This window comes from Actinomadura rubteroloni (genome assembly GCF_002911665.1).
GTDB lineage: Bacteria > Actinomycetota > Actinomycetes > Streptosporangiales > Streptosporangiaceae > Spirillospora > Spirillospora rubteroloni.
On sequence record NZ_MTBP01000003.1, the window covers coordinates 308,028 to 326,359 of the forward strand.

Sequence of the window (18,332 nt, forward strand, 5' to 3'; positions counted from 1 at the left end):
GACCGCTGTTTGGGCGGTGGGGTCGCGGTTAGGGGACGGTGTGCAGCCCCTTCGGGAGACCCCATCGTCAGCGCGAGGTGCTTTTCGCTATGACCGACGTACCGGACATCACTCTGAACAACGGCGTCACGATCCCGCAGCTCGGCTTCGGGACGTTCCAGATCGACCCGGACGCCACGCGCGACGCCGTCCTCGCCGCCTTCGAGGCGGGCTACCGCCACATCGACACGGCCGAGATGTACGGCAACGAACGGGCGGTCGGGGAGGCGGTCGCGGCGTCCGGCCTGGACCGGTCGGAGATCTTCGTGACCAGCAAGCTGAACAACGGCGCGCACGCCCGCGACGACGCCCTCGCCGCGTTCGACCAGACGATGGACGAGCTGGGATTCGAGCAGCTCGACCTGTTCCTCGTCCACTGGCCACTGCCCGGCGTCGGCGACTTCGTGGAGACCTGGCACGCGATGGAGGAGATCTACGCGTCCGGGCGGTGCCGCGCGATCGGCGTGTCCAACTTCCAGCCGCCCCATCTGCGGCGCGTCATGGAGACGTCCGAGACCGTCCCGGCGGTCAACCAGATCGAGGCGCACCCGTACCTGACGCAGGACACCGTCCGCGCCTACGACCGCGAGCACGGCATCGCGACCGAGGCGTGGTCGCCGATCGCGCAGGGCAAGGTGCTCTCCGACCCGGCCATCACCGAGATCGCCGCCCGCCTCGGCCGCACGCCCGCGCAGGTCGTCCTGCGCTGGCACCTCCAGCGCGGCGACATCGTGTTCCCCAAGTCCACGACGCCCGCGCGGGTGACGGAGAACTTCGACGTGTTCGGGTTCGAGCTGACCCCGGCCGACATGGCGGCGATCTCCGCCCTGAACCGCGACGAGCGCACCGGGCCGGATCCGGACACGTTCGACCACACCGGATGATCAACTTTCCGGCACGATGGCGGAATGGGTTCCGTGGTCGCCGTACGGCGCTATCCGGTGAAGTCGATGCTGGGCGAGGACGTCGAAGCGGTGCCGGTCGGGTCGTCCGGCCTCTCCGGTGACCGGGCGTTCGCGCTCGTGGACGTCGCCTCGGGCCGCGTCGCGTCCGCGAAGAACCCGCGGCTGTGGCGCGGCCTGCTCGGCGTGGACGTCGCGACGGCCGGCGACGGCGTCCGGCTCACCTTCGCCGACGGCCGGTCGCTCTGCAGCGCGGACCCGGACGCGGACGCGCTCCTGTCCGAACGGCTGGGCCGCGCCGTCCGCCTGACCGCGACGCCGCCCGCCGCCGCGTCCCTGGACCGCGCCGTCCCCGACGAGGTCCTGACGCAGGGTGAGACCGCCGACGTCCCCGTCGAGGAGACGCCGCTGCCGCCGGGCTCCTTCCACGACTTCGCGCCCGTCCACCTGATCACGACGTCCACGCTGGACGCGATCGGGGCGGCGACCGGGGACGCGGTCTGCGCCATCCGCTACCGCCCCAATCTGATCGTCCGCACCCCCGGCATCGGCTACACCGAGAACGCCTGGGTCGGCCGCGACGTGTCCGTCGGCGACACCGTCCTGCGGATCATCGCCCCGACCCCGCGCTGCGCCGTCCCGACCCTGGAACACGGCGTACTCTCGCGCTCCCGCGAGGCACTACGCGTCCCGGCCCGCGACAACCGCCTGGAACCCCTCCCCGGCATGGGCCTGCACGCATGCGCGGGCGTATACGCGACGGTGACCCGTCCCGGCCACGTCTCCCCGGGCGACACCGTGACCGTTCTCTGACGGTCGGAGGTGGTGGGACTTCTGCTCTGGGCGGATGTGGGGTGGTTCGGGGGGTGCGGCGAGGCAGGTTGGAGGTGCGGGCCGCGCTGGGCGGCGGCGTGAAGGGGGGGCTTTGGGGCATGCGGGCTATCGAACTGGCGCCGAACGTGTACCGGCTCGATCTCGGGCGGTACCAGGCGTATGTGTGGCGTGAGGGTGAGCGGGCGACGCTGATCGACACGGGCGAGCCGGGGTCGGGGCCGCTGATCGAGGCGGCGCTCGGGGAGATCGGGCTGACGCGGGCGGCGCTCGATCGGGTCGTGCTCACGCACTTCCATGACGACCACGCCGGGTCGGCGGCCGAGGTCGCGTCGTGGGGTGCGCCCGTCGTCGCGGGCGCGGCGGACGCGCCGGTCATCGCGGGCGCGGCCGAGGGGCCGGAGCCGAACTTCACCGAGTTCGAGCGGGAACTGCACGCGCAAGTGGCGGCGGGCCTCGAACCTGCGCCGCCCGTGGCCGTGGACGTCGCGGTGCGGGACGGGGACGTCCTCGCCTTCGGGGCCGAGGGGGCGCGGGTCGTCGCGACGCCCGGCCACACCGACGGCAGCGTCGCGCTGTACCTTCCGGCCGAGGAGGTGCTGTTCACCGGGGACATCGCGGCTCACTTCAACGGCGACGTCATCCTCGGCGTCTTCAACCTGGACGCCGGGGTCGCGGCGGAGTCGTTCCGCCGCCTCGCCGCGCTGGACACGCGCCTCGCCTGCTTCGGCCACGGCGATCCGGTCACCGACGCCGGCGGCCGCCTTCGCGCGACCGCCGACGGGCTCGCCTAGGCCGTCCGGGCGGGCTCAGTCGCCGGCGCGTGGGGCGGTGTCGATGAAGGTGACGGCGGCGGTGCGGGCCGCGGCGGCGGCGGTCGGGTCGCCGTCCAGGCCCGCCGCCACCGACGCGCCGTCGTAGAGGAGGTGCAGCTGACGGGCCAGGGCGGACGGGTCCGCCACCCCGGCCTCGGCCGCGAACCCGGTGAACAGGTCCCGCAGCCAGGTGCGGTAGTGCCGGGCGGCGCGCTCGGCGGAGCTGCCCTCCGGGGACTCGGCGCACGCGCTGATGAACGGGCAGCCGTTGTAGTCCGGATGGGCGAACCCCTCGGCCTGCGCGTCGAAGACGGCGAGCAGGCGGTCGCGCGGCGTCGCGCTGCCGGCGAGGTGCCGCTCGACGCGCCGCCGGACGCGGTCGTGCCGGAACTCCAGGTACGCGCGGACCAGCTCGTCCTTGCTGCCGAAGGTGTTGTAGAGCGACGCCTTCGCGACCCCGGCGTGCTCGATGATCCGGTCGATGCCGACCGTGTGGACGCCCTCGCGGTAGAACAGCTCGTTCGCGGCGGTCAGCAGGCGCTCGCGCGCGGACCTCCGGGGAGCGGACGTGCGCGTCATCTCCCTCATCCCTTCTCCGGCGGGTCGCACCATTATGCGGGAGCCTGGGCCTTCGGACGGTCCAGCAGCAGGCCCACGAGCGCGACCGCCGCGAGCAGGACCACGGCGGCCCCGTACTCGCGCGCCGTCACGAGCAGCCCGCCGCCGTGCACGACGAGCACTCCCGCGATCACGGCCGGGACGCCCATCCCCAGGTAGCAGACGACGTACGCCGCCGACAGCACCCCCGCGCGCTCGTGCGGCTCGGCGAGCGGCGCGACCATCCGGATGCCGCCCTGGAAGCCGGACCCGAAGCCGAGCCCGGCGACGGCCGTGCCGGCGAAGAACCCGGCCGTCGACCCGGCGTCGACGGCGAGGAGCGTGCCGATGACCCCGGCGATGAGCGCGCCGGTCCCGATGTACATGACGGGGCGCACGCGCAGGTCCCGCATGAGCAGGACCGACACCGCCGCGACCCCGGCGAGCGTGAACAGCCCGAGCCCGCCGTACAGCGCCGACCGCGAGTGGACGAGCCCCGCCGTCAGCGCGGGGCTGAGCGACCCGTAGAACCCGGCGAGCGCCCACACCGCGAACATGACCGGCGCCGCGATCGCCATCGGCCGCCGCACCCGGCGCGGGATCCGGACCTCGGGCACCATCGCGGCGAACGCGCCGGGCTTGGCCGTGACGGTCTCGCGCAGCGCCGCCACGCCGGCGATCTGGAGCAGGAACACCGCCATCAGCATGAGGTAGATCAGGTGGGTCGGCGCGGGCAGGAACCGCACGACGAGCGCGGACGCCAGCGCCCCGGCGGCCGTCCCGAACCCGGGCGCGACCGAGTTGACGACGGTGCCGCGCGTCCGGTCGACGTCCAGCATCGCGGCCCCGATCGCGCCGACGGCGGCGCCGGTGGCGAGGCCCTGGACGATCCGGGCGCCGATCAGCACGCCGACGTCCCCCGCGTAGGCGAAGACGACCATGGTCACGGCCTGGACGGCGAGGGCCGCGAACAGCACCGGCCGCCGCCCGACGTGGTCGGAGACGCGTCCGAAGATCAGCAGCGCGACCAGCACGGCGACCGCGTAGGCGCCGAACACGACGGTGGTCGTGATGGGGGAGAAGCCCCAGCGGGCCTGGTAGGTGGCGTAGAGCGGCGTCGGCGCGCTGGAGGACGCCAGCAGCGACACGATGATCGACGCGAGGAGCGCGAGGGCGAGCCCGGGCCGCGAACGCGTGTGCCGTGCCGGGGCGGCGGGGGACTGGACGGTTGTTTCCACGGACGATCCTCTGCTCGGGAGCGAGTGAGTAGACCTGTCTGTCTATAGGCGGTCCGGCGAATATAGACAGACAGGTCTAATGCCGTCAATGCCCGGAATGTTCCGCAGGACCCGGTGTAAGGACCGTCACAGCCCCGCCCGGTGCGCCAGCGCGGCGGCCTGCGTCCGGCTCGACGCCCCGAGTTTCGCCAGGATGTTGGACACGTGGACGCTCGCGGTCTTCGGCGAGATGAACAGCGCCGCCGCGATCTCCCGGTTCCCGAGGCCGTCCGCGACGAGCTTCAGCACCTCGCGCTCCCGCGCCGTCAGCCCGCCCAGCCCGTCGGGCTCGTCGGCGGGCGCGGCGAGCCGGGCCCGCGTCCCGAGGTCGTGCAGCGCGGCGACGAGCGGGGCCGCGCCGAGGCGTTCGGCGAGCGCGAGCGCGTCCGTCCGGGCGACGCCCGCCGCGTCCCGCTCCCCGCGCGCCGCGAGCGCGCCCGCCAGCCGCCACCGCGACCGCGCCACCTCGTAGACGAACCCGTCCGGCCCGTAGCCGAAGGCCTCCGCCGACGCCCGCCACAGGTCCGGGTCGTCGTTCCCGGCGGCGCGGGCGTGCTCGGCCTCCGCGCGGGCGAGGAACGCGTCGCCCTCCACGCCCAGCCAGGCCCGCGCGGACCCGTCGAGCGTGGTCGTCGCGGCCGTCCGGGCGCGGGCGAGCAGCGCGTCCGCCGCCTCGACCGCCGCAGCGGCGGCGGCCGTGTCGCCGGACGCCCGCGCCGCCGACGCCAGCTCCGCCTGCGCCCACAGGCCCGTCGCCGCGATCCGGATCATCGCCGGGTCGCGCGGGTGGCCGCCGTCCAGCAGGACGCGGACGTGCGCGAGCGCGCCCTCCGGATCGCCGTTCCACAGGGCGTGCTCGGCGGCCAGCCCGCGCGAGATGTAGGCGATGAGCCAGTCGTGCTCCCAGATCGGCTCCAGCCGGGCCAGCCGCTCGGCGACGGCGGGCGTGCCCCGCGCGACGTCCAGGAACAGCGCGTACGCCGACACCTGCGCCTCGAACGGCCGCGTGAACCGGATGCCGAACCCGTCCGCCGTCCGGGCGGCCGACGTCCAGTCGCCCGAGGTGTAGTGGACGAGGAACCGCAGGCACCGCAGCGTGACCCCGTAAATGCTCCAGTCCAGGCCGTGCTCCCCGGCGAACCGCAGGTCCTCGTCGGCGGACGCGGCGGCGCCCGCCAGGTCGCCCCGGTCGAACCGCGCCCGCGCCCGGTGGAACGCGGCCCGCAGCGCCACCTGGAAGTCGTCCGCCCCGACGGCGAGGTCGCGGGCGCGGTGGAACAGCGGCTCGACGTCGGCGCCGGGGTCGCGCGGCTCGCGGTACAGGGCGAGCGAGACGAGCGCGCCCGCCTCGGCGTCGGCCGTCCCGGTCGCCCGCGCCGCCGCGATCGTCTCCTCCGCCAGCGCGGTGAGGTCCTCCTGGTCGTCGTCCCCGAGCAGGGTCCGCAGGTAGGTGGTGAGGGCCTTGGCGCGCTCGGACGTCGGCGGGTCCGGCGGCAGCAGGTCCAGCGCGGCGCGCACCTCGCGCAGCGACTCCTCATGCTGGTCCAGGTCGTCGAGATGGTAGGCCAGCCGCGTCCGGACGACCGCGACGAGCCGCCGGTCGGCCGGGTCCAGCCGCGCCAGCAGCCGCCGCAGCCGTGTCACCGACCGGCGGACGTCGCCCGCCCGCGCCGACGCCCGGACGGCCGCCAGCTCCAGTTCCGGTCGCTCCATCCCCGCCGCCGGGACCGGGTCGGGCACCGCGTCCCACAGCGACAGAGCCCGGTCGTAGTGGTCGTGGGCCTCGTCCGGCGCCCCCATCCGCTCCGCCTCCCGGCCCGCCGCGACCGACGCCGCGAACGCCGTCGGCAGGTCGTGGGACGCGAGGCTGTGATGCGCCAGCTCGGCCTTCGCGCGCGGCCGGTCCTCACCCGCCAGCAGCGCCGCGAACGCCGCGTGCAGCCGGGCGGCCTCGCCGGGCAGCAGGTCGGCGGCGACGGCCTCGCGCAGCAGCGCGTGCCGGAACCGGTAGCCGTCGCCGTCGGGGACGAGCAGGTGGTGCGACACGATCTCGCGCAGCGCCGCGCCGACCGACGGCTCGTCCAGCCCCGACACCCGGCGCAGCAGCTCGTCGTTCACCCGCCGCTCGACCACGGCCGCGACGCGCAGGACGCGCTGCGCCTCGTCCGACAGCCGCTCCACCCGGGCCAGCAGCAGGTCGGCGAGCGCGGCGGGCAGCGTGTCGCCGTCGCGGGCCGCCGCGTGCAGCTCGGCCGCGTAGAAGGCGTTGCCCTCCGAGCGCTCGTGGATGCGGCGGGAGGCCTCGGGGTCGGCCCCGCCGAGCGAGCCGAGGAACGCGGCGGTCTCGTCCGGGCCGAACGGCCGCAGCTCGACCGACGTGACGTTCGGCAGCCGCAGCAGCTCGGCGACGACCGGGCGCAGCGGGTGCCGCCGGTGCAGGTCGTCGGTGCGGTAGGTGCCGACCAGGCACACGCGCTCGCGGTCCAGGACGCGGCTGAGGAACGTCAGCAGGTAGCGGGTGGAACGGTCCGCCCAGTGCAGGTCCTCCAGCACGAGCAGCACCGGGCCGCGCTCGTCGCCCAGCTCGCCGAGCAGGCCGAGCGCGGCGCCGAGGAGCTGCTGGCGGCCGAGGTCGCGGGCGGCGTCCGGCGCGCCCGCCCCGTCGGGCAGCAGGCCGCGCAGGACCGGACGGTCGTCCACCGCCGCGCGCACCTGGGGATCGGCGCGGGCGGCCGTCCACAGCGCGTCCGCCAGCGGCAGGTACGGCATGGACTCGCCCAGCTCGGCGCACTGCCCGACCAGCACGGTCGCGCCGCGCTCGCGCGCCCGCCGGGCCAGCGCCCCGACGAGATGGGACTTGCCGATCCCGGCGTCGCCGCCGACCAGGGCGATCCCGGCCGAGCCGTCGGCGGCCCGGTCCAGCGCGGACGTCAGCACGCCGAACTCCGCGGCCCTCCCGATGAGCGTCATACCACCAGTATCAACGCAAAGGGGCGAGGTCACGCTTCCGCGCGACCCCGCCCCCACGGCGCGGGAAGATCAGCTCGCGAGCGCCTCGACCAGCTCCGGCTCGGCCTCGGGCTCGGGCTCCGGCTCGGGCAGGACGCGGTCGTAGGCGCGGGCGGTCTCGGCGGCGATCCGGCCCCAGCCGTAGCGCGAGCGCGCCCGGTCCACGGCGGCGATCGACCAGCCGTGCAGGGTCGTCTCGTCGGCCAGCAGCCGCCGCAGCGTCCGGCCGACCGCCGCCGGGCGGCTCGCCGGGACGTGCAGCCCGGTGATCCCGGACAGGACGCTGTCGGCGTTCGCACCCGCGGGCGTCGTCACGACCGGCACGCCGCACGCCATCGCCGCGACCGCCGTCTCCGGGACGGGCAGCGTCGGGGAGAGGTTGAGCAGCAGCCGCGCCGAGCGCAGCAGCTTGGGCAGCGCGCGGGGCGCGACCGCGCCGGCGAACTCGACGCGGTCCGCGACGTGCAGCTCCTTGGCCAGCAGGGTCAGGTGGTGGACGGCCGGGTCGGTGCCCAGTTCCTCGGCCTCCGGCCCGCCCGCGATGACCAGTTCGGCGTCCGGGAGGTGGACGAGCGCGCGGATCGCGTCCTCGGCGCCGCCGTCGTCCAGGCGGCGGGGCAGGACGAGCAGGCGCGGCCGGCCGCGGCGGGGGGCGGCGGGGCCCTCGGGGGTGAAGCGCTCGTCGTCCACGCCGAGCGGCAGGACGCGCAGCGCGGTCCGGGGGACGCCCATCCGCGCCAGCGCCTCGGCCTCGGCGGCGTGCGCGGCGAGCACGAGCGCGGCGCTCTTGCCGAGCGTGGCCTCCATCCGCATCCGCGCCGGGTGCACCGGACGTCCGGCGCGGCGCTCCCCGGCGGCCAGCCCGTGGTAGCTGAGGACGAACGGGATCTCCAGCTCGCGGGCGACGGCGCAGGCGGCCATGCCCGCGATCCAGCCGTGGGCGTGGACGACGTCGGGCCGCGCGGCGCCGGTCCAGGCGCGGCGCAGGGCGTCGGCGAGGTCGCCGACGTGGTCCAGCTCGGCGTTCTCCTCCAGCGGCGCGGCGGGGCCCGCGTCCAGCAGCCGCAGCGCGGCGCCGGACGTCAGCCGGGAGCGGGAGCGGGCCGCGGGGTCCTGGCGGCGGGTGTAGACGGTCACGCGGTGGCCGGGGCCGCCCTCGGCGGCGGGGCGGGCGAGAGAACGGGCCAGTTCCCGGACGCGGACGGCGGGCGTGGTGACGCCGGCGAGGTCGGCGAGGGTGACGAGCGCAACGGTGTGACGACGCATGAAGACCTCCGGGAATTCAGCACAGGGCGGAACCTGGAGGTATCTGCGTCTTAGACACCTGCTCGACCACCGTTTTAACCGCGCGGGCCGCCCTTGAAACATCCGGGGCGAGGAAATTCCGGAACCGGGACGCGGCGCGGGCCGTCGGACGCGCATGGGAAGAGCGCGCACGACCCTGGCCGCCGCCTGCGCGGCGCTGCTCCCGCTCGCCGCGTGCGGCGTCGCGCAGGGGCAGGAACCACGCGTCCGGAAGGGGCGGGTCCAGGCCGTCCCCGCCGTCGACCCGAAGCCGTACGCGCGGGCGGACGCGGCGTTCGGCCTCGGCCTGCTGACGGCCTGGTGCCGCGAGGACCCGCACGCGAACCTCGTCCTGTCGCCGAGCAGCCTCGCGGCGGGCCTCGGCATGGCGGCGCTCGGGGCGCGCGGCACGACCGCGCCGGCGATGGCGAGGGCGCTGCGCCTTCCGCCCGGCGACCCCGTGCCGGGCCTGGCCGCCCGCACCCGCGCCCTGCGCGGCCTGAACCGCAGCGGCGTCGCGCTCCGCGTCACCGACCAGGTCTGGGCCGACCGGCGGCTCCCGCCGTCGCCGGGCTACCTGGACCGGGTCGCGACCGCCTACGACGCCGCGCTGAAGACCCTCGACGTCCACGGCGACCCCGACGGCGCCCGCGCCGCGATCAACGACGCCGTGGCCAAGGCCACCTCGGGCCGCATCACCGGTCTGCTCGGCCCCGGGACGGTCACCCGCGACACCGGCTGGGTCCTCACCGACGCCGTCTACCTGAAAGCGGACTGGGCCGATCGGTTCACGGCGGCAGAGACGAGCGGGGAACCGTTCACCACCGCCGCCGGCGGCACCGCGCAGGTCCGGATGATGAGCGCGCACCGCGAGATCGCCACCGCCCGGACGGGCGGCTGGACGGCCGTCGACCTGCCCTACCGGGGCGGACGCCTCAGCATGACCGCCCTGCTGCCCGACGGCCGCTCCGGCGGCTGCCCCGGCCTGGACGCCGCCCGCCTCGACCGGATCACCGCCGCGCTCGCCCCGCGCCGCGTCGACCTCGGCCTCCCGAAGACCGACCTGAAGGACCGCATCGACGCCGTCCCGCTGCTGCGCGCCGCCGGGATGGGCGAGGCGTTCGGGCCGCGCGCCGACTTCACCGGTTTGTCGCCCCGAGCGGAGGGCATCACCTTCGTCCGGCACGCCGCGACGATGCGGGTGGACGAGAAGGGCACCGAGGCCGCCGCCGCGACCGGCGCGGGGATCGGGGCCACCGCCGCCGCGCCCGTCCCTGCGCTCCGGGTAACCTTCGACCGGCCCTACGTCCTGCTCGTCCGCGACCAGGCGACGGGCGAGCCGCTGTTCCTCGCCCGCGTCGCCGACCCTTCACGCTCATGAAGATCTGGTACGCCGCCTACGGAAGCAACCTCTACCGCCGCCGCTTCGGCTGCTACATCGCCGGGGGCCGCCCGCCCGGCGGCGCGGTCACCTACTCCGGGTGCCGCGACCCGCGCCCGGCCGCCGCCGACCGCGCCCTCACGCTGCCCGGCGGGATCTACTTCGCGCACACCTCGCCGACCTGGGGCGGCGGGATCGCGTTCTACGACCCCGAACTGCCCGGACGCGCCGCCGCCCGCGCCTACCTGCTCACTCCCGGGCAGTTCAGCGACGTCGTCGCGCAGGAGATGCACCGTCCGGCGGGCGCCGACCTGGACCTCACCGAGGTGCTCGCCACCGGCCGCCAGACGCTCGGGCCCGGCCACTACGAGACGGTCCTGCTCGTCGGCGAGCACGAGGGCGACCCGGTGCTGACGTTCACCGCCCCGCACCCGCTGGACGGCGCAGAGGTCAGGACGCCCACCGGCGCCTACCTGGCGATGCTCGGCCACGGCCTGCGCGAGGCGCACGCCTGGGACGCCGCCCGCGCGGGCGCCTACCTCGCGACCCGTCCGGGCGCCGCCGGGACGTGGACGGCCCGCGACGTCGCGGCGCTGCTGAGCGTCCCGGTGCCGACGGACGAGGATGGGGTACCGTCGGCACCATGAAGATCGGCGACATCGTCGAGGACTTCGCGCTCCCCGACCAGGACGGCACGCCCCGGACCCTGTCCGGCCTGCTCGAAGACGGGCCGGTGGTGCTGTTCTTCTACCCGGCCGCGATGACGCCCGGCTGCACCGCCGAGGCCTGCCGGTTCCGCGACCTGGTCGCCGAGCTGGCCGAACTCGGTGCGCACCCGGTCGGGATCAGCGCCGACGAGGTGAACCGGCAGAAGGAGTTCGACGACAAGCACCGGCTCGGCTATCCGCTGCTGTCGGACCCGTCCGGCGAGGTCCGCGCCCGGTTCGGCGTCAAGCGCGGCCTCGCGCTCGCCCCGACCAAGCGGCAGACGTTCGTCCTCGACACCGACCGGCGCGTCGTGGAGATCGTCAAGAGCGAGATCCGGATGAACGTCCACGCCGACCGCGCGCTCGCCGCGCTGCGCGCCCTGGCCTGACCGCTACGACGCGGGACGCACGCGCGGCAGCAGCACCGCCGACGCGCGGCACGGGTCGTGGAAGACCTCCTGGTCGGCGGTCAGCCACCGGTCCGCCGTGCCGACCGGCTCGCCCGTGCCCGGATTGCGCGCGACGCGCGGGTACGCGCCGCTGCACACCTGGAGCCGGATCCGGTGCCCCGCCCGGAACCGGTGCCCGACCGGCCACAGCTCCACCCGGACGCGCCGCACGCCGTCGCCGTCCGGCTCGGGCGTGCCGGGCAGCAGCCGCCGCATCCCCTCGCACAGGTTGAGCGACGTGCCGTCCGGCGCGACGTCGCACAGGCGCGCGACGAGGTCGGTGTGCTCCAGGCTGGACCGCAGGAACAGGTCGGCGAGGACGGGCCCGACGAACTCGGCGTCCTCGTCCAGCTCTGCGGAGGTGAAGGTCAGGACGTCCCGGCGGCTCTCCAGCTTGCGCTGGTCGGTGACCGGACGGCTGTCGCCGAGCAGCGTCGGGCCGCCGAGGAACGGCGTCGGGTGCGCCGGGTCGTAGCGGTACCGGTCCGGCTCGGACGGCGGCGGCGCGTCGGTGCCGAGGCCGCCGTCGGCCTGGAGGTACCAGGTCTCCTCGCGCATCCCCGGGACGGGCCAGGACGGGTAGCCGCGCCATTCGTCGACGCCCGTCACGAAGAGCCGGACGGGGTCGTCGCGCAGCCCGGACGGGTCGTCCAGCAGATGCGCGCGGAACCAGGTCAGCGCCTCGTCGATCGACGCCCGCATCATCCGCTGGTCGGCGTGGAACCACGGCCCGATCGTCAGGTACGGGTCGCGGCCCGCCGCGCGCAGCGCCGCGTAGTCCTTGAGCTGCCAGGGCAGGAAGATGTCGTACCAGCCGCCGGTCATGTTCACCGGGGCCGTGACCTCCGCCACGGTCGGCGAGAAGTCGCGCTTGTCCCAGAACGGGGTGTCGGGGCCGTTGCTGAGCAAGTCCTGGAAGAATTTCTGGGACGTGCCGGTCGTCAGCGCGTCCAGCTCGCCGATCGGACGGCCCGACAGCGCCGCCTTCCGCGCCCGGCGCGGCGAGAAGAACCCGGTCGTCAGGCCGGACAGCGGCGTCCGCATCCGGGCCGTCAGGTCCACCCAGATCAGCGTGGACTCCAGCGCGAACGTCCCGCCGACGTTGATCGCCTCGCGGAACTGCGACGCGGTGACCTGCATCGACAGCGCCTGGAGCTCCGGTCCGGCGTCGGCCGCGACCGCCCACTGGACGTAGCCGAGATAGCTCGGGCCGTGCATCGCGAACGTCCCGCCGAACCACGGCTGCCGCTTCAGCCACGCGATCGTGGCGAGGCCGTCCTCGCGCTCGTCCAGCGCCTCGAACTCGCCGCCGGAGCCGAACCCGCCGCGCACGCTCTGCACGACCGCCTGGAACCCGTGCGACGCGAACGTCTGCCCGCACATCAGCCCGAACGGCCCGCGCCGCCCGTACGGCGAGCGCACGAGGACGGTCGGCGGACGCTCCACGTCCACCGGCGCGTAGTGGTCGGCGAGCAGCACGACCCCGTCATGGGACGGCACGCGCAGATCGCGGTTCACCGCCACGCGATGGGGGCCGTTGCGCAGTCCGAGCGCCGTGACCCCCAACCGGCGCATCACTCCCACCCCTGCCATTCCATCGATCGTAATCGCGGCGCCCGGCGGGGGAGCCGTCGCCCCGCGGTCAGGCGACGATGGCGGTCCCGGTACCGCCCGGCTTCACTACGATCAAGACCAAGACGGACGAAATCGGCGCGCTAGGACGGTGTTCTCCCCATGCCCGTGGACTGGAGCCGAGTGATCGTCGCGGCGGCGGTCGTGCTGGCGGCCCTGCCCCTCGCGGTCCTGCTGCGCGTGCTGGCCGGGCGCCTCACCCGCCGCGCGGGCGACACGCGGTGGGCCTGGGACGACCTGCTGGCCCGCCTCCTGCGCGACCTCGCGCTGCCGCTGGCCGTGCTCGGCGGAGTGCGGATCGCGGCGGAGATCGTCGAACCGTCCGCGCGGGCGCTCGGCCTCACCAACAAGATCCTCACTGCGGCGACCGTGCTGGTCGTGTCGCTGGCGCTGGCGCGGCTGATCGCGGGGACGTTCGCGTCCGTCGCGCACGCCCGGCAGGGCCCGGCCGCGAACGTGACGATCTTCGCCAACATCACGCGGGTGCTGGTCACCGGCATCGGCATCCTGATCATGCTCCAGAGCCTCGGCGTGTCGATCACGCCGCTGCTCGGCGCCCTCGGCGTCGGCGGCCTGGCCGTCGCGCTCGCCCTCCAGGACACGCTCGCCAACCTCTTCGCCGGCGTCCACGTGCTCGCGTCCAAGACGATCGAGCCCGGCGACTACATCCGCCTGGCCACCGGCCAGGAGGGCTACGTCGTGGACATCAACTGGCGCAACACGACGATCCGGACGCTCAGCGACAACGTCGAGGTGATCCCGAACCAGCGGTTCTCCGACACGATCCTCACCAACTTCCACCGTCCCGCGCAGGACATGGCGCTGTTGCTGCAGGCCCAGGTGCCCTACGACAGCGACCTGGAGCGCGTCGAGGAGATCGTCACCGAGGTCGGCACGGCGGTGATGGCCGAGGTCGAGGGCGGTGTGAAGGACGCGGAGGTGCTCGTCCGCTTCCACACCTTCGGCGACTCCAGCATCAAGTTCACGGTCATCCTGCGCACCGACGAGTTCGGCGACCAGTTCCGCGTGAAGCACGAGTTCGTCAAGCGGCTGCACCGCCGGTTCCGCGACGAGGGGATCGGCACGCCGTACCCGGTGCTGCGCCTGGACGCGAGCGGCGACGCGGTCACGGTGGCGGGCTGACGGCCCGCAGGACGATCTCGTCCACGATGTAGTCGATCGTCTCGTCCGGCGTGACCTCGCGGCGCGTCATGTACCGGTAGGTGATCATCGCGGGGCCGAGTTCGGCCAGCTCCCGGGTCGCGGCGCGCGGACGCACCTCGCCGCGCTCCACGCCCGCCCGCAGCGCCTCGCCGAGGTAGCGCCGGATCGGCTCGACGAGCCGCTCCTTGACGAGTTCGCGGATGAGCACCGCGCCCGCGTCCTCCTCCTTGAGGGCCTGCCAGGGCGCGCCGTGGCAGCTCGCGATCGTGTCCCGGAAGGCGACGAGCAGCGCCCGGACGTCGCCGCGGACGGTCCCGGTCGCGGGCGGTTCGACGGGCGGCGGCAGTTCGCGGAGCAGGGCGTCGCGCAGCAGCTCGTCCTTGGAGTTCCAGCGCCGGTAGAGGGCGGCCTTGCCGGTGCGCGCGGCGGTCGCGACGCCCTCCATCGTCAGCCGCCGGTAGCCCGCCGCGCCGAGCTGGTCGAGTGCGGCGGCGAAGATGGCGGCCTCCAGGTCGGCGCCGCGCCGCCGGGTCGCGCCGGTCATCGCCGGGCCTCCTCGATAGTGAACGCCTGCGTTCCCTTTTGTCGCCGCCGGTGGTACGTTGCCCTCATAGTGAACGCATCCGTTCCTTAATTCGTTCCCGCATGGAGGACCGTTGTCGACTGTTCCTACCGGGCGGGCTCCCGCCGCGCCCCCGTCCGCCGCTCCCGCACCCCTCCATCATCCCGGACTCGCGCTCGCCGCGATCGTCGGCTGCCAGCTCATGATCGGCATCGACACCTCGATCGTCACCATCGCGCTCCCCGACATCGGGTCCGCCGTCGGCCTGTCCACCGGCGGCCTCGCCTGGGTGTTCAACGCCTACATGATCGCCTTCGGCGGCCTGCTGCTGCTCGGCGGGCGCGCGGGCGACATCTTCGGCCGCCGCCGCGTCTTCGTCGGCGGCGTCGCCCTGTTCACCGTCGCGTCCCTGCTCGGCGGGTTCGCGCCGAACGGACCGCTGCTCATCGCCGCCCGCGCCCTCCAGGGCCTCGCCGCCGCGTTCGGCGCGCCGAGCGCGATGGCGCTCATCGCCGCGCTGTTCACCGGGCCCGCGCGGGTGCGGGCGCTCAGCATCTTCTCGGCCGTCAGCGGCGGGGGAGCGGCGCTCGGCATGATCCTCGGCGGCGTGCTCACCGAGGCCGCGTCGTGGCGCTGGGTGTTCTTCGTCAACGTGCCGGTCGGCGTGGCGCTCGTCCTGCTCGCCCCGCGCGTGCTGGCCGAGACGCCGCGCCGTCCCGGCCGCTTCGACCTGCCCGGCGCGCTCACCTCGACCGTCGGCATGGCCGCGCTCGTCTACGTGTTCATCCGGGCGGGCACCGACGGGTGGGGGGACGGCCGCGTCCTCGCCGCCGCCCTCGTCGCGGTCGCCGCGCTCGGCGCGTTCGTGCTGTGCGAGCGGCGCGCGGCCCAGCCGATCGTCCCGCTGCGGATGTTCGCCCACCGCGTCCGGACGGGCGCCTACCTGACGATGTTCCTGCTGGTCGGCGGAATGTTCGGCGGCTACTTCTACCTGACCGGGTTCCTCCAGGACGGCCTCGGCTACGGGCCGCTGCGCACCGGCGCGGCGTTCCTGCCGATCGTCGGGGTTCAGTTCGCCGCCGTCCGGACGGTGCCGCGCGTGCTGCCGCGCCTCGGCGCCCGGACGCTCATCGCCGCCGGCGCGTCCCTGCTCGCCATCGCGTTCCTGTGGCTGACCGCGCTGCCCGGCGACGGCGGGTACGCGGCCTGGATGCTCGGCCCCTTCCTGCTCATGGGCCTCGGCGTCGGGATCGCGACGCTGCCGCTGAACGCGACCGTCCTCGGGACCGTCGCGCAGGAGGAGGCGGGCGCCGCGTCCGGCATCGCGCAGGCCATGATGTGGTCGGGCGGGGCGGTCGGCGCGGCGGTCATGGTGACCGTGCAGTCCGGGGGCGGCGGCACCGGCGGAGTCTTCGCGCTCGCGGCGGCGTTCGAGGTCGCGGCGCTCGTGGCGGCGGCGGTGACGATCGGCCGCCGCTAGCGCAGTCAGGCGGGCCAGTCGCCCCGGTCCACCAGCTCCAGGACCAGCGCCGCGATGTTCCAGGCGTCGTCCACGCCGCTGTGGTGGCGTCCCTCCAGCGGGAGGCCGCCGTGCTCCAGCGCCGCCGCCATCCCCATCCGGCGGGACAGGCCGTGGCTCGCGGCGTGGACGGCCTTGGCGTTCACGTGCCGCGACCCGAACGGGTACCGGACGCCCGTCTCGGCGCACTGCCGCTCGAACTGCTTGCGGTCGTAGTCGCCCCAGCTCGCCCACACCCGCGTCCCGGCGGCGTGCTCGCGCTCCAGCAGCGCGCACGCGTCGGCGAACGCGAGCCCGGTCGCGACCTCCTCGGCGGTGAGGCCGGTCAGGCCGGTGCAGAACGCGCTCACCCGCGACCGTTCGGGACGGACGAGGATCCGGTGCTTGCCCGTCCGCTCGCGCCGGTCCAGATCGACCGTGCACAGCCCGATCTCGATGACCTCGTTGTGCATGCCCTTCGGCACCGGGCCGTTCCAGCAGGTGGCCTCGATGTCGATCACGTTGAGCGTCCCGCCGTCCATGACCGCGCACGCTAGCGGGACGGGCCGTCCTCCCGCGAGCGGATTATCCGGGGCGCGTAGGAGTCCACGTACTCCTGGCCCGACAGCTCCCGGATCGCCCGCATGATCTCGTCGGTGACCTCCCGGGCGTCGGCGCGTCCGGCGAAGTCCAGCGGCGCCCCGATCCGGACCCCGACCCGGCCGGGGCGCGGGACGGCCCGCCCCGGCGGCTGCACCCGGTCGGTCCCCGCCAGCGCCACCGGGACGACCGGCGCGCCCGTCCGCAGCGCCAGCCGCGCCACGCCCGTGTGGCCCCGGTACAGGCGTCCGTCGGGGGAGCGGGTTCCCTCGGGGTGCAGCGCGAACACGCCGTCCGCGTCCAGCACCCCGGCGCCCGCGTCCAGCGCGGCCTGCGCCGCCGCGCCGCCCGACCGGTCCACCGCGATCGCGCCGACGCCCCGGAAGAACGCGGCCATCGCCCGTCCCGCCGGGCCCGGACGCGTGAAGTACTCGTGCTTGCCGAGGAAGAAAACCTGGCGGCGCACGACGAGCGGCAGCACGAACGAGTCGCAGAACGCCAGGTGGTTCGCCGCGAGGATCACCGGGCCGGTGCGCGGCACGTGCTCGCCGCCGCGCACGTCCGGCCGGAACGCGACCCGCAGCGCGGGCCCGAGGACGACGTGCTTCATCAGCGGATAGATCACGCGTTCGGCGGTCATGGCCGCAGCGTAGGCGGCCGGGCGCGGCGGACGCGGGGCGAGCCCGCGACAAGGCGCGGCCCGCAGATCTTGTCGGGCCGCGCTCTTGCGCCCGCTCAGGCCGCCGCCCGGAGCTGCGCGATCACCTTCGCGACGGCCGACGCCGCCGGGCCCGACCGGGCCGTCAGCTCCGCGATGCGCCGCCGGTGCCGCCGCCGGTCGCGCCGGGGGAGCACGGTGCCGAGTTCACCGGCCGCCGCCAGCGCCACCGCCGCCGCGTCGTAGCTGTTCACGTGCGCGGCCGGACGGCCCCGCAGCGCCGCCGACGCCCCGCCCCACAGCGTCTTCACCACGCGCGGGTCGCGGACGGTCACCCGCGTGCCGGGGAAGACGCCGAGCACGCGGTGCGGGCGCGTCCGGATCCAGCCGCCGCGCTCCAGCTCGTCCCGGACGGTCCGGATCATCGCGCGGCCGTCCTTGCGCACCCAGTGCTGCCACGTCCGGGGCCGCGACGCCGAGAGCTGCGCGAGCAGGCCGTAGGGGTCGTCGCCCGGCGTCCCCGGGACGGGCCGGCCCTTCTCCTCCACGACCCGGCCGTCGAGGTACAGCTCGGTCAGCGCGGCGGCCCGCAGGATGTAGCCGAGCCTGCCGCCGTGCACGAGCCGCTGCTTGCGCAGGTCGTAGGCCAGCAGGTACATGCGGGACGGAAGGCCGTCCGGCGTCTCCACCATGTCAGTTCTCCTCCCCGTCGTCCCCGTCGTCGGTCTCATCCTTGCGCGGGCGCCCGGGGCCCCGGATCCGGCCCGCCGACCCGGGCATCCGCCCGGCGTCGGCGAGCGCGCGCCGCAGCAGGAACTCGATCTGCGCGTTGGTGCTCCGCAGCTCGTCGCCCGCCCACCGCGCGAGCGCGTCGTGCACCGCCGGATCGAGACGCAGCAGGATCTTCTTGCGTTCGGTCGCCACGGG

General features: G+C 75.1%; 18 protein-coding genes. 8 read left to right on the forward strand and 10 right to left on the reverse strand.

The genetic code is table 11. The annotated features are described in order from the left end of the window. Positions 1-89 precede the first annotated feature (89 nt). The 3 genes from BTM25_RS22605 to BTM25_RS22615 all read left to right on the forward strand — a co-directional run bounded on the left by BTM25_RS22605 (position 90) and on the right by BTM25_RS22615 (position 2,566). The gene (locus BTM25_RS22605; RefSeq protein WP_103564996.1) at positions 90-923 is read left to right on the forward strand and encodes an aldo/keto reductase; all 834 of its coding nucleotides are present in this window, start codon (positions 90-92) and stop codon (positions 921-923) included. Positions 924-947: 24 nt separating this feature from the next. After that, on the forward strand, positions 948-1,754 hold the full coding sequence (locus BTM25_RS22610; protein WP_103564997.1) for an MOSC domain-containing protein: 807 nt from the start codon (positions 948-950) through the stop codon (positions 1,752-1,754). Positions 1,755-1,873: 119 nt separating this feature from the next. Further along, positions 1,874-2,566: an MBL fold metallo-hydrolase gene (locus tag BTM25_RS22615; protein WP_103564998.1), complete on the forward strand. Its 693-nt coding sequence runs from the start codon at positions 1,874-1,876 to the stop codon at positions 2,564-2,566. 15 nt (positions 2,567-2,581) lie between these two features. On the opposite strand, the gene BTM25_RS22620 is transcribed toward BTM25_RS22615, so the two are convergent. The 4 genes from BTM25_RS22620 to BTM25_RS22635 all read right to left on the reverse strand — a co-directional run bounded on the left by BTM25_RS22620 (position 2,582) and on the right by BTM25_RS22635 (position 8,736). Beyond that, the gene (locus BTM25_RS22620; RefSeq protein WP_103564999.1) at positions 2,582-3,166 is read right to left on the reverse strand and encodes a TetR/AcrR family transcriptional regulator; all 585 of its coding nucleotides are present in this window, start codon (positions 3,164-3,166) and stop codon (positions 2,582-2,584) included. Positions 3,167-3,198: 32 nt separating this feature from the next. Further along, positions 3,199-4,422, reverse strand: coding sequence for an MFS transporter (locus BTM25_RS22625; RefSeq protein WP_205648224.1), 1,224 nt, complete (start codon positions 4,420-4,422; stop codon positions 3,199-3,201). Positions 4,423-4,548: 126 nt separating this feature from the next. After that, positions 4,549-7,431, reverse strand: a complete 2,883-nt coding sequence (locus BTM25_RS30820) for a helix-turn-helix transcriptional regulator (RefSeq protein WP_103565000.1) — start codon at positions 7,429-7,431, stop codon at positions 4,549-4,551. 69 nt (positions 7,432-7,500) lie between these two features. After that, complete coding sequence (locus BTM25_RS22635; protein ID WP_103565001.1) at positions 7,501-8,736, reverse strand: glycosyltransferase; 1,236 nt, start codon at positions 8,734-8,736, stop codon at positions 7,501-7,503. Between the two features lie 154 nt (positions 8,737-8,890). Between BTM25_RS22635 and BTM25_RS22640 the strand changes: the two genes are divergently transcribed. From BTM25_RS22640 to BTM25_RS22650, 3 genes are read left to right on the forward strand one after another with little or no spacing between them, the layout of a single operon-like run. Continuing rightward, a complete protein-coding gene (locus BTM25_RS22640; RefSeq protein WP_103565002.1) occupies positions 8,891-10,135 on the forward strand; it encodes a serpin family protein in 1,245 nt (414 codons plus the stop codon). Beyond that, the gene (locus tag BTM25_RS22645; RefSeq protein WP_103565003.1) at positions 10,132-10,782 is read left to right on the forward strand and encodes a histone deacetylase; all 651 of its coding nucleotides are present in this window, start codon (positions 10,132-10,134) and stop codon (positions 10,780-10,782) included. Before BTM25_RS22640 ends, BTM25_RS22645 begins: the two co-directional genes overlap by 4 nt. Further along, a complete protein-coding gene (locus BTM25_RS22650; protein ID WP_103565004.1) occupies positions 10,779-11,231 on the forward strand; it encodes a peroxiredoxin in 453 nt (150 codons plus the stop codon). Before BTM25_RS22645 ends, BTM25_RS22650 begins: the two co-directional genes overlap by 4 nt. Positions 11,232-11,234: 3 nt before the next feature. Here BTM25_RS22650 and BTM25_RS22655 read toward each other — a convergent pair whose 3' ends face one another. Further along, on the reverse strand, positions 11,235-12,884 hold the full coding sequence (locus BTM25_RS22655; RefSeq protein WP_103565005.1) for a CocE/NonD family hydrolase: 1,650 nt from the start codon (positions 12,882-12,884) through the stop codon (positions 11,235-11,237). 141 nt (positions 12,885-13,025) lie between these two features. On the opposite strand from BTM25_RS22655, the gene BTM25_RS22660 reads away from it, so the two are divergent. Continuing rightward, entirely contained in the window at positions 13,026-14,066 is a 1,041-nt protein-coding gene (locus tag BTM25_RS22660; protein WP_168212212.1) for a mechanosensitive ion channel family protein, read from the forward strand. On the opposite strand, the gene BTM25_RS22665 is transcribed toward BTM25_RS22660, so the two are convergent. Next, positions 14,050-14,631, reverse strand: coding sequence for a TetR/AcrR family transcriptional regulator (locus BTM25_RS22665; RefSeq protein ID WP_103565007.1), 582 nt, complete (start codon positions 14,629-14,631; stop codon positions 14,050-14,052). The genes BTM25_RS22660 and BTM25_RS22665 overlap by 17 nt on opposite strands. Positions 14,632-14,743: 112 nt before the next feature. On the opposite strand from BTM25_RS22665, the gene BTM25_RS22670 reads away from it, so the two are divergent. Then, positions 14,744-16,129, forward strand: coding sequence for an MFS transporter (locus tag BTM25_RS22670; protein WP_235828576.1), 1,386 nt, complete (start codon positions 14,744-14,746; stop codon positions 16,127-16,129). 5 nt (positions 16,130-16,134) lie between these two features. Here the strand turns inward: BTM25_RS22670 and BTM25_RS22675 are convergent, their stop codons facing one another. From BTM25_RS22675 to BTM25_RS22690, 4 genes are all read right to left on the reverse strand, one after another. Further along, positions 16,135-16,689, reverse strand: a complete 555-nt coding sequence (locus BTM25_RS22675) for a 3'-5' exonuclease (RefSeq protein WP_103565009.1) — start codon at positions 16,687-16,689, stop codon at positions 16,135-16,137. A gap of 11 nt (positions 16,690-16,700) precedes the next feature. Next, a complete protein-coding gene (locus tag BTM25_RS22680) occupies positions 16,701-17,387 on the reverse strand; it encodes a lysophospholipid acyltransferase family protein (RefSeq protein WP_103565010.1) in 687 nt (228 codons plus the stop codon). A 95-nt stretch (positions 17,388-17,482) separates the two neighbouring features. Continuing rightward, positions 17,483-18,097: a GOLPH3/VPS74 family protein gene (locus BTM25_RS22685; protein WP_103565011.1), complete on the reverse strand. Its 615-nt coding sequence runs from the start codon at positions 18,095-18,097 to the stop codon at positions 17,483-17,485. Position 18,098: 1 nt separating this feature from the next. Beyond that, positions 18,099-18,329, reverse strand: a complete 231-nt coding sequence (locus tag BTM25_RS22690; protein ID WP_103565012.1) for a hypothetical protein — start codon at positions 18,327-18,329, stop codon at positions 18,099-18,101. Positions 18,330-18,332: the final 3 nt, after the last annotated feature.